The following is a 10,538-nucleotide window of genomic DNA, read 5'->3' as shown; positions in this document are numbered from 1 at the left end:
GCGTGTTCTCGAAGAAGCTCTCCCCGCGGGTGAACAGCGTGGCCTGCGGTGAGATCACGGTGATGGTCGAAACCCGATGCCGGAAAAGCTCATTGAGCATCGATGCCGCGGTCTCGCCACCACCGATCACGGCGACCCGGGAGGAGCTGCCACCGGAAGCCCATGGCCGCCACCCCGAGTTCCGCCAGGGTGTCGACGACTGCGTCGGCGGCAGTGTGCGTGCACAGCGCAGGGCGATGGCGTTCCCGTCGAGCTTGTCGTCCAGCTGCGCAGCGGGCGCCGCGGCGGCGGCGCAGTGCGTGAGCCATCCGCTATCGGGCCCGTCGGGCACGGCGGGATCGGCCAGCCGTGAGGACAAGGTGAGAGCGCCGTCCTGCAGCACCACCTGGATGTCGCGGGCGCGCCCGGGGGCCACCGGCATGCGCAGCCGCACATCGGCCAGGTCGGTGCCCGCGGCGGCCAGGAACGTGGTCAGCAGCACCGCCGCAGGCACGATCTCGGTGCCTGCGACGGGGTGATCACCGGGGTAGGGCCGGGTGTCCATCTCCAGCCGCGTCTGCCACACCCGCGACGCGACACGGCCGGTCACCTCGGTGCTGCCACCCAGCAGCGTGTGACTTTCGATGTCGTGCAGGCTGTTTCGGCTTGGCGGCGCAGCGGGCGTGCACCAGTACCGCCGGTGGCGCCACTGGGTGCCGGGCAGTTCGGCGCACCACGGGTCGGCGACGGTGACCCCGTGCACGACGGGGGCACCGTGGCAGTGCAGTGGCCACCGCCGCGGCCACCGACTGCATCCGGGCTGCCCGCGACGCAGCACCGGGATCGCCTGATGGCCGACACCGAGGTGTTCGGCGGTCTCCATGATCGAATCGACGCCACCGCGGGGCCGACACCTCCAGAACAGCCGGTGCCCGTTCGGTCGCGGCCGCGACGGCCTCGGCGAAGTGCACCCGGCCGCGCAGGTTGGCCACCGTAGTAGCGTGTCGTGGGGCGCGGCCGACCGGGGATCAGCCAGCGCGGTCGTTACACGGGAACGGCGGGGATGCTCGACGGCGCGATGGCTGCGGTGCGCCGGGCCAGCTCGGTGGTGAGCGGATCCATCGCCGGGCTGTGGAAGGCGACGTCGGTGTCGACGCTGCGCACCGTCACACCCTGCCGCGCCCAGGTCCCGCATACCTGCGCGACGGCGTCGGCGGCACCGCAGATCACGGTCGACGCCGGCGATGCGCTGATGGCCGCCACCACGTCGGCGCGCCCGTCCAGGCGCCGCCGGCCTCGTCGATCGGCAGCCGGACCAGGGCCATCGCCCTGGTCCCCTGGAACCCGCCGGAACCCGCGAGCCCGGTGGCATGCCACGGCGGCGCCCTCGGTCAGGTCGAGCAATTCCTCGGCCGCCAGCACACGCGGCGACCTTCTCCCACCGAGTGTTCGATCACCGCGGCGGGCGTCACGCCGCGGTCCCCGCGCACCGCGGCGAGTCCGGCCTGCACGGCGAACGTCAGCGCCTGCGCACCTGGTCGGTGCCGCCCAGGCGACCTGGCGGCCAGCGCCACGGCTGGTAGAACTGAGTTCGGCCGAGAAGACCGGGTCGACCTCGCCGATGACGGCGGCGAAGGTGGGTTCGTCCCGCAAGCAACTCCTGGCCCATGCCTGCCCACTGCGATCCGTGCCCGGAGAACACCACGGCACCGTTCGACGCGTTGGGTACCATGGCGCCGGTGACGACCGCCGGGAGGCGGACCCCACGGGCGAGGGCGTCCCGGCCGGCAAGGGGAGGTCATCGCGGTGGTCGGCAACGACGGCCGCCCTCGCGGGTTTCGTACTCGGCGTGTTCACAGGCGTCGCCGCCACCCGATCCAGGGGATTCGTCGCGGCCGCGAAGGTGCGTCACCAGCGCCCGCGCCTGGGGGCCCAGCCGATGCCTGGACGGCGCCGACACCAGAAGCGACGACAGCCGAGGTGTTCGGCGGTCTCCATGATCGAATGCGACACCACCGGGTGGGCCGACACCTCCAGGAACAGCCGGTGCCCGTCTTCGGTCGCGGCCGCGACGGCCTCGGCGAAGCGCACCCGGCCGCGCAGGTTGGCCACCCAATCGCGGCCGCGAAGGTGCGGTCGGCACCCGCAGCCCGCTGGCCTGCCAGTCCACCGCGCAGGTCAGGGTGCGCACACCGGCGGTCGGCGGGATCACCTCGTGCTGCAGCGCCAGCGCGGCCTTGATCAGCCCGACGACGCCCGCCCCACCCTCCAGATGACCCGTGTTGGGTTTGACCGATCCAACCCGGCAGGGTTCCCCCTCGCGACGCCCATAGACGGTCGACAATGCGCGCAGTTCCACCGGGTCTATCCGGCGCCCAACGGGCGATCAATGTGGGTAGCCTTGCCTAATAACCCATGCGCCATGGCGCCCATCCTGGCATAGGCCCCGCGGACGCGGTGGGCTTCCCGACCGTCAGTCGGTCAACAGGGTGCGCACCACGCCATCGGCAAGCAGCCGTCCCCGGTCGGTCAGCACCACGCTGCCGTCGTGCGCCTGGAGCAGTCCGTCGGCGATCACGTCACGTGCGCGCAGGCGCTCGTCCTCGGTCAGCATCGTGAGCGGCAACCCCGCGCGCAGCCGCAGGCGCAGCATCACGTCCTCGATATGCCGCGTGGCGGCATCGAGTTCCTCGAAGTCGGCGATCGGCAGCGCACCCCCCGCCAGGGCGGACCCATAGGCGTTGGGGTGCTTGACATTCCACCACCGGACCGAGTCGACGAAACCGTGCGCACCTGGTCCGGCGCCCCACCACTCACCACCGTCCCAGTAGCCCAGGTTGTGCCGGCATTCCCCGCCCGGCCTGCTCCAGTTGGACACCTCGTACCAGTCGAGACCGGCGGCGCGCAGCCGCGCGTCGAGCAGTTCGTAGCGGCGGGCCAGCACCTCGTCATCGGTCGGCACGATCTCGCCGCGGCGCACCTTGCGGGCCATCGCGGTTCCGTCCTCGACCACCAGGGCGTACGCCGAGACGTGGTCCACACCCGCCTCGATGACCGCGTCGACGGATCGCCGCAGGTCGTCGTCGGCCTCCCCCGGCGTGCCGTAGATCAGGTCGAGGTTGACGTGCTCGAACCCGGCGGCGAGCGCCTCCCTCGCCGCCGCGAGCGCGCGGCCCGGGGAGTGAACCCGGTCCAGCACCGCCAGCACGTGCGGCGCCATCGACTGCATGCCCAGCGACACCCGGGTGAACCCCGCCGCGCGCAGCTGGCCGAGCAACTCGGGAGAGGTGGACTCCGGGTTGGCTTCCGTGGTGACCTCGGCCCGCGCGGCCAGCGGGAAGTGGTCGCGGATCGCGTCGAGCACCGCCGCGAGACGGACACCGCCGAGCAGCGAGGGGGTGCCGCCGCCCACGAACACCGTCTCCACGACCGGAACCGCCCCGGCGGCGACATCCGACACCCGAGCGCCCAGGCGGGCCGACGCGAGCCCCAACTCCGTGCGCAGTGCCTCCAGCCAGCCGTCGGGGTTCGCACCGCCCAGCTCGGCGGGCGTGTACGTGTTGAAGTCGCAGTACCCGCAGCGCACCGCGCAGAACGGCACGTGGACATAGATGCCGAACGGCCGCGTCGGGGTGGCCGCCAGCGCGGGCAGCGCAACCGGCGCAGAACGGACCGTCACGCCTTCGATCTTCCCAGAGCCAGGCGTGTGCTCCGCCAGGCTGCATGCTGGCAGGGGCCCACTCGCATTTCTCCTGCACAAAACGCGATCTAGCGGGGCTGGCGAATTTTACTCACCGTGAGCCCAAATCTGGCCCGGTTAGGGCATGTGGGCGTCGCCGTGGCAGAATCGGACAGGTGATCGCCGCCCGTTCAGCCACCGTTGGTGTCCCGCTGGTGGTACGGCGTCATGTCGACTTCAAGCGCGTCTGTAGCTGCTGTTGTTGTTTCCGTTGATGTCGTAGACCTGCCCACCCGCACTTCAGCCGGCCGCCGGATCTGCGCCGCCGGTCAGCCCATCCGGTGACGACGCACGTTCCGGCTCCACAAAGGAGCCACCCCAATGACTCAACCGACCAAGGCCCGACCGCCCAAGCGCCGCGGTGAGGGCCAATGGGCCCTCGGCTACCGGGAACCCCTCAACGCCAACGAACAGTCCAAGAAGGACGACAACCCGCTCAACGTGCGGGCCCGCATCGAGAACATCTACGCCAAGAACGGCTTCGACAGCATCGACAAGGGTGACCTGCGCGGCCGGTTTCGCTGGTGGGGCCTCTACACCCAGCGCGAGCAGGGTTACGACGGCACCTGGACCGGCGACGAGAACATCGACATCCTCGAGGCCAGGTACTTCATGCTGCGAGTGCGCTGCGACGGCGGCGCCCTGACCGCGAAGGCGCTGCGTACCCTCGGCGGCATCTCCACCGAGTTCGCCCGCGACACCGCCGACATCTCCGACCGCGAGAACGTCCAGTACCACTGGATCGAGGTCGAGAACATGCCCGAGATCTGGAAGCGTCTCGACGCGGTCGGTCTGCAGACCACCGAGGCCTGCGGCGACTGCCCCCGCGTGGTGCTCGGCTCGCCCCTCGCCGGCGAGTCACTCGACGAAGTGATCGACGGCACGCCCGCGATCGAGGAGATCGTGCGCCGCTACATCGGCAAGAAGGAGTACTCCAACCTGCCGCGTAAGTTCAAGAGTGCGATCTCGGGGTTGCAGGATGTGGTGCACGAAGTCAACGACATCGCGTTCATCGGCGTCAACCATCCCGAACACGGGCCCGGCTTCGACCTGTGGGTCGGCGGCGGGCTGTCCACCAACCCGATGCTGGGCCAGCGGGTCGGCGCATGGGTTCCGCTCGACGAGGTCCCCGACGTGTGGGAGGCCGTCGTCAGTATCTTCCGCGACTACGGCTACCGCCGGCTGCGGGCCAAGGCGCGGCTGAAGTTCCTCATCAAGGACTGGGGCATTGATAAGTTCAGAGAGGTTCTCGAGACCAAGTACCTGAAGCGCCCCTTGATCGACGGTCCCGCGCCCACGCCGCTGACCCGTCCGCTGGACCACGTCGGTGTGCAGAAGCTCAAGAACGGGCTCAACGCGGTCGGCGTTGCCCCCATCGCGGGCCGGGTGTCGGGCACCATCCTGACCAAGGTGGCCGATCTGGCCGAGGCCGCCGGATCGGACCGTATCCGGTTCACGCCGTACCAGAAGCTGATCATCCTCGACGTCGCCGATGAGAAGCTTGATGAGCTCCGCGCGGGCCTCGATGCGCTCGGGCTGCCGTCGACGCCGTCGCACTGGCGGCGAAACCTGATGGCCTGCACCGGAATCGAGTTCTGCAAGCTGAGCTTCGCCGAGACCCGTAAGCGTTCGCAGGTGCTGGTGCCCGAGCTGGAGAAGCGCCTGGAGGACATCTCGAGCGAACTCGGGGCCCAACTCGACGTGCCGGTGACCATCAACATCAACGGCTGCCCCAACTCGTGCGCCCGCATCCAGATCGCCGACATCGGATTCAAGGGCCAGATGGTGGACGAGGGCGACGGGCCGGTCGAGGGATTCCAGGTGCATCTGGGCGGCAGCCTCGGCCTCGACAGCGGATTCGGACGCAAGCTGCGCCAGCACAAGGTGCTGTCCAGCGAGCTCGGCGACTACATCGAGCGGGTGGTTCGCAACTTCGTGAAACAACGCGAAGACGGCGAGCGTTTCGCACAATGGGCAGTCCGAGCGGACGAGGCCGACCTGCGGTGAATGGGAGCGTATCGATGACGGAGTCCGACCTACGACAGCTGGCGGAGCATGGCGCGGCCGAGCTGGACGGCGCCAGCGCCATCGACCTGCTCCGTTGGACCGACGAGAACTTCGCGGGCGACTACATCGTGGCGTCCAACATGCAGGACGCTGTGCTCGTCGACCTCGCGGCGAAGGTGCGCCCCGGCATTGGCGTCCTCTTCCTCGACACCGGCTATCACTTCGTGGAGACCATCGGCACCCGCGACGCCGTCGAGGCTGTCTACGACATCACGATCGTCAACGCGACGCCCGAGCGCACCGTCGCCGAACAGGATGCGCTGCTCGGCAAGGATCTGTTCTCGCGTGATCCCAACGAATGCTGCCGGCTGCGCAAGGTCGCTCCGCTGAGCAAGGCGTTACAGGGCTACTCCGCGTGGGTGACCGGCCTGCGGCGGGTGGAGGCACCGACGCGTGCCAACGCACCGCTGATCAGCTGGGACAACGCATTCGGCCTCGTCAAGATCAACCCGCTGGCCGCGTGGAGCGACGAGGATATGGAACGCTACGTCGAGGCGAACGGTATCCTCGTCAATCCGCTTGTCCACGAAGGCTATCCGTCGATCGGGTGCGCGCCGTGCACGGCCAAGCCCGCGCCGGGCGCCGATCCGCGCAGCGGGCGCTGGCAGGGGCTGGCCAAGACCGAATGCGGGCTGCACGCGTCGTGATCCGACCGACCCTGGTCCTCACCGCGCACGGCAGCGCCGATCCCCGGTCAGCGGGGGTGACCCACGCCGTGGCGGGCCGGATCCGCCGGCTTCGGCCCGAACTCGACGTACGGGTGGCGTTCTGCGAGCAGATCGCGCCGAACCTGGCTGCCGTGCTGGCGGACCTGCGCGGTCCGGCCGTGCTGACCCCGATGCTGCTGGCCGACGCCTACCATGCCCGGATCGATATCCCGGCCATGGTCGCGGCCTCCGGTGCGCACGTTCTGCAGGCCCCGGTGCTGGGTGAGGACCCGGCGCTACTCGCCGTGCTGCGCCAGCGACTGGCCGAGGCCGGGGTATCCCGATATGACGGCCACGTCGGCGTGATCGTGGCGGCTGTGGGCTCCTCGAATCCAATTGCCAACGCGCACACCGCTTCGGTGGCTTCGGCACTCGCTGCCGGCACCGAGTGGGTGGGCGCACGCATTGCCCTTGCCACCCGTCCGCAGCCATCCCTGGCCGAAGCCACGCTGCGACTGCGGTCCGCAGGCGCCCGCCGGATCGTCATTGCACCATGGTTTCTGGCACCCGGCGTCATTACCGATCGGGTTGCCGAATTCGCCGCAGCACAAGGTATTGCGATGGCTGAGCCGTTGGGCTCGCACCGTCTGGTGGCGGCCACCGTGCTGGATCGCTACGAGACGATGATCAGCGCGCCGCAAGCGGCGTGACAGTTCCACTTCCCCATCCTTCGTTGCGCACCAGCGTGCGCTGAGCCAGGCGAGAGCGCGCACGCGCGGCCAAAGTCCACCCAAGTAGGGACTTTCGTCACCTTGACCTTTATACCCCTGGGGGTATATTCGGTTACGTTGACATATACCCCTATGGGTATCTATCGAAAGGTGGAGCGATGAAATTCGTCCAGTACTACCTGGATTGCCTGTCCCATGCGTCGTACCTGATCGGCGACGAATCCTCGGGTCGGGCCGTGGTGATCGACCCGCAGCGCGACGTCTCGGAATACCTCAAGGACGCCGAGGAGATGGGCATGACCATCGAACTGGTCATCGAGACCCACTTCCACGCCGATTTTCTCTCGGGGCACCTCGAGTTGGCCGACGCCACCGGGGCCACGATCGTGTACTCCGACGTGGCCGAGCCCGAGTTCGACTTCATGGGCGTTGCCGACGGTCAGCGCTATCAGCTGGGCGACGAAGCCGGGGTCACCCTGGAATTCCGGCACACCCCGGGACACACCCCGGAATCGATGAGCATCGTCGTCTACGAACACGCCACCGATGCCGCGCCCTACGGCGTCCTCACCGGCGACACCCTGTTCATCGGTGACGTCGGGCGCCCCGATCTGCTGGCCTCCATCGGCTTCACCCGCGACGAGTTGGCCGACAAGCTGTACCACTCACTGCACGACAAGCTGATGACGCTGCCCGACGGCACTCGGGTCTACCCGGCGCACGGGGCAGGGTCTGCCTGCGGCAAGAACCTGTCGGCCGACCTGGTTTCCACCATGGGCGAACAGAAACGCACCAACTATGCGCTGCGCGCCCCGGACAAGGCGTCCTTCGTCGAACTGGTCACCGCAGGCCAGCCACCAGCACCGAGCTATTTCGTCTACGACGCCGTGCTCAACCGCAAGGACCGCCGACTGCTCGACGAACAGGCCGCCCCAACTCCGTTGAGCTACGACGCGGCGATGACCGCCGTCGCCCAGGGCGCGATTCTGGTCGACGGCCGAAACCCGGAGGACTTCGCCCTTGGGCATCTGCGCGGCGCGGTCAACATCGGGCTGGAAGGCCGCTACGCCGAGTTCGCCGGCTCGGTGGTCAAGCCCGACGCCGACATCGTTTTGTTCACCGACCCGGGCCAGGAGACCGAGGGTAAGAACCGGCTGGCGCGCATCGGTTTCGACCGGGTGGTCGGCTACGTCGAGAACCCAGACCGCGCGATGTTCGACCATCAGCAGGACGTGCAGACCGCGTCACGGCTGACCGTGACGGGTTTCGGCGAGCGGACCACATCGGTGCTCAACCTGCAGATCGTTGACGTGCGCAACCCCGGCGAAACCGACGCCGGGATGATCCCCGGCGCGGTCAACATCCCGGTGAGTCAGCTTCCCGACCGGCTTGCCGAACTCGACCCGGGTCGTCCGACGGTCGTCTACTGCGCCGGCGGCTACCGGTCATCGGTGGCGGCCAGCCTGCTGCGGCAACGCGGTTTCGCCGACGTCAGCGACATCCTGGGCGGTTACAACGCCTGGGCCGAAACCGCTCCAGCGGTCCAGAACGCCTGAGCCGGAAGGGAACCCGAATATGAAGAAGCACCACGAAGTCCTCATCATCGGAGGCGGGACCGCGGGCGTCACCGTGGCGGCCCGCGTGCTTCGCAAGGGCCTCTCCGACGTCGCGGTCATCGAGCCATCGGATTCGCACTACTACCAGCCGCTGTGGACCCTGGTCGGGGCTGGTCAAGCCACCGCGGGTGAAACCCGTCGCGCCGAATCCTCGGTCATGCCAAAGAAGGCAACCTGGATCCGCAACGCCGCGGCGTCCATCGACCCCGACAACAACGAGGTCACCTGCGCAGACGGAGCGGTCTACGGCTACGACGCACTGGTGGTTTGCCCGGGCATCCAGTTGGACTGGGACCGAACCGAAGGCCTGCAGGATGCAATCGGACGCGGCGGGGTGTCCTCGAACTATCGCTATGACCTCGCCCCGAAAACCTGGGATGTCATCCGCAACACCCGGTCCGGCTCTGCGGTGTTCATGATGCCGTCGGGTCCGATCAAATGTGCTGGCGCGCCACAGAAGATCGCCTACCTGGCGTGCGACTACTGGCGCCGCGAAGGTGTGCTGAAGGACATCGACGTGCATCTGGTACTGCCGACACCGCGCACGTTCGGCATCGCCGCGATCGCCGACAACCTCGACCGGGTGGCCGCCGACTACGGCATCCACGTGCACACCAATTCGGAGATCACCTCGGTCGATGCGGCGAGTCGAAAGGTGGAGGTGACCGCGGTCGCCGAAGGCGGCACCGCCACGACGCTGCCCTACGACGTGTTGCATGCGGTGCCGCGCCAGTCGGCGCCGGACTGGGTCAAGGCTTCGCCGCTGTCCACCGGTGACGCGAACGGATATGTCGACGTCGACAAGCACACCCTGCAGCACGTGCGCTATCCGAACGTCTTCGCTCTGGGTGATGCAGGGTCGACGCCAAACTCCAAGACCGGCGCGGCAATTCGCAAGCAAGCTCCGGTTCTGGTAGCCAACGTGGAGGCCGTGCTAAGAGGCCGACCACCCAAAGCCAGCTATGACGGCTACGCATCGTGCCCGATCGTGACGTCCTCGCATGACATGTTGCTGGCCGAATTCGATTACTCATTCGACCTCAAGCCGTCGTTCCCGGTGCTCGACCCGACTCGCCCGCACCGCGCCTATTGGTACCTCAAGAAGTACGGACTGCCGTTCCTGTACTGGAACCTGATGCTGAAGGGACTGGCGTGATGCAGAACAACTCCCAAATATCCACTCCCCCAACGCTGGACGCATACGCGCTGCACGAGGCGCTCGGCGCGGGGCGCTCCCCGCGGCTCATCGATGTCCGCACGCCGGCGGAGTTCGAGACCGCGCACATCCCCGGGTCCTATAACGTACCGCTGAACCTGCTGCACGAACACCGGCACGAGATTGTCGAACACCTCGATGACGACGTCGTGCTGGTGTGCCGATCGGGCCAGCGGGCCAGCACGGCCGAACAGACCCTGCGCGAGTCCGGGCTGTCGAATGTGCACGTGCTGTCCGGCGGGATTACCGCGTGGCAGCACAGCGGTTTCGACGTCCGCCAGGGCGCACAGCGCTGGGATCTGGAACGTCAGGTCCGGCTGGTTGCCGGGTCGGTGGTGGTTGCCGGCATCCTGGGAAGCATCAAGGTGCCCAAACTGAAATGGGCGGCTGCCGCCCTCGGTGCAGGCCTGGTGACGGCCGCCGTCACCAACACGTGTGCGATGGGCATGGCGCTGGCACGGCTGCCGTACAACCGCGGCGCCACATGCGACGCCGGCGCGGTGGTGGCACAGCTGGTCGACGCCAGAAAGTCGGCGTCCTGAC

The 10,538-nt window shown here is 68.2% G+C and carries 9 protein-coding genes and 3 pseudogenes; 6 read left to right on the top strand and 6 right to left on the bottom strand.

What is annotated here, in order from left to right; genetic code table 11:
- From ADBZ6K_RS19980 to hemW, 6 genes and pseudogenes are all read right to left on the bottom strand, one after another.
- Nucleotides 1-148: pseudogene (locus ADBZ6K_RS19980) on the bottom strand (lysine 6-monooxygenase); the annotation flags it as partial.
- A 285-nt stretch (nucleotides 149-433) separates the two neighbouring features.
- A pseudogene (locus ADBZ6K_RS19975) lies at nucleotides 434-862 on the bottom strand (hypothetical protein); the annotation flags it as partial.
- Between the two features lie 161 nt (nucleotides 863-1,023).
- Complete coding sequence (locus ADBZ6K_RS19970; protein ID WP_526349877.1) at nucleotides 1,024-1,401, bottom strand: acyltransferase domain-containing protein; 378 nt, start codon at nucleotides 1,399-1,401, stop codon at nucleotides 1,024-1,026.
- Nucleotides 1,402-1,887: 486 nt separating this feature from the next.
- Nucleotides 1,888-2,091, bottom strand: a complete 204-nt coding sequence (locus ADBZ6K_RS19965) for a hypothetical protein (RefSeq protein ID WP_526349875.1) — start codon at nucleotides 2,089-2,091, stop codon at nucleotides 1,888-1,890.
- 136 nt (nucleotides 2,092-2,227) lie between these two features.
- A pseudogene (locus ADBZ6K_RS19960) lies at nucleotides 2,228-2,338 on the bottom strand (hypothetical protein); the annotation flags it as partial.
- Between the two features lie 114 nt (nucleotides 2,339-2,452).
- Nucleotides 2,453-3,658: a radical SAM family heme chaperone HemW gene (hemW, locus tag ADBZ6K_RS19955; protein ID WP_526349873.1), complete on the bottom strand. Its 1,206-nt coding sequence runs from the start codon at nucleotides 3,656-3,658 to the stop codon at nucleotides 2,453-2,455.
- 381 nt (nucleotides 3,659-4,039) lie between these two features.
- Between hemW and ADBZ6K_RS19950 the strand changes: the two genes are divergently transcribed.
- From ADBZ6K_RS19950 to ADBZ6K_RS19925, 6 genes are all read left to right on the top strand, one after another.
- Entirely contained in the window at nucleotides 4,040-5,725 is a 1,686-nt protein-coding gene (locus ADBZ6K_RS19950) for a nitrite/sulfite reductase (RefSeq protein ID WP_526349871.1), read from the top strand.
- Nucleotides 5,722-6,432 carry a phosphoadenylyl-sulfate reductase gene (locus ADBZ6K_RS19945; RefSeq protein WP_526349869.1) on the top strand — a complete coding sequence of 237 codons (711 nt, stop codon included), beginning with the start codon at nucleotides 5,722-5,724 and terminating at the stop codon, nucleotides 6,430-6,432. The genes ADBZ6K_RS19950 and ADBZ6K_RS19945 overlap by 4 nt, the downstream gene beginning before the upstream one ends.
- Nucleotides 6,411-7,142 (top strand): sirohydrochlorin chelatase, encoded by a 732-nt coding sequence (locus tag ADBZ6K_RS19940; RefSeq protein ID WP_526349867.1) that lies wholly within the window; start codon nucleotides 6,411-6,413, stop codon nucleotides 7,140-7,142. The genes ADBZ6K_RS19945 and ADBZ6K_RS19940 overlap by 22 nt, the downstream gene beginning before the upstream one ends.
- A 179-nt stretch (nucleotides 7,143-7,321) precedes the next feature.
- Complete coding sequence (locus ADBZ6K_RS19935; protein WP_526349865.1) at nucleotides 7,322-8,719, top strand: MBL fold metallo-hydrolase; 1,398 nt, start codon at nucleotides 7,322-7,324, stop codon at nucleotides 8,717-8,719.
- Between the two features lie 19 nt (nucleotides 8,720-8,738).
- The gene (locus ADBZ6K_RS19930; protein WP_526349863.1) at nucleotides 8,739-9,935 is read left to right on the top strand and encodes an NAD(P)/FAD-dependent oxidoreductase; all 1,197 of its coding nucleotides are present in this window, start codon (nucleotides 8,739-8,741) and stop codon (nucleotides 9,933-9,935) included.
- Complete coding sequence (locus tag ADBZ6K_RS19925) at nucleotides 9,935-10,537, top strand: rhodanese-like domain-containing protein (protein ID WP_526349861.1); 603 nt, start codon at nucleotides 9,935-9,937, stop codon at nucleotides 10,535-10,537. Before ADBZ6K_RS19930 ends, ADBZ6K_RS19925 begins: the two co-directional genes overlap by 1 nt.
- Nucleotide 10,538: the final 1 nt, after the last annotated feature.

The sequence above is a fragment of the Mycobacterium sp. genome (genome assembly GCF_044223235.1).
In the GTDB taxonomy this organism is placed as follows: domain Bacteria; phylum Actinomycetota; class Actinomycetes; order Mycobacteriales; family Mycobacteriaceae; genus Mycobacterium.
The sequence above is the reverse complement of the archived record's forward strand: the minus strand, read 5'-3'. Positions and strand labels throughout refer to the sequence as shown.

What these genes read in the sequence shown, in the direction of transcription:
- ADBZ6K_RS19925 (WP_526349861.1), top strand. Translation starts at nt 9,935, where the DNA reads ATGCAGAACAACTCCCAAATATCCACTCCCCCAACGCTGGACGCATAC.
- ADBZ6K_RS19935 (WP_526349865.1), top strand. Translation starts at nt 7,322, where the DNA reads ATGAAATTCGTCCAGTACTACCTGGATTGCCTGTCCCATGCGTCGTAC.
- ADBZ6K_RS19940 (WP_526349867.1), top strand. Translation starts at nt 6,411, where the DNA reads ATGCGGGCTGCACGCGTCGTGATCCGACCGACCCTGGTCCTCACCGCG.
- ADBZ6K_RS19930 (WP_526349863.1), top strand. Translation starts at nt 8,739, where the DNA reads ATGAAGAAGCACCACGAAGTCCTCATCATCGGAGGCGGGACCGCGGGC.
- ADBZ6K_RS19950 (WP_526349871.1), top strand. Translation starts at nt 4,040, where the DNA reads ATGACTCAACCGACCAAGGCCCGACCGCCCAAGCGCCGCGGTGAGGGC.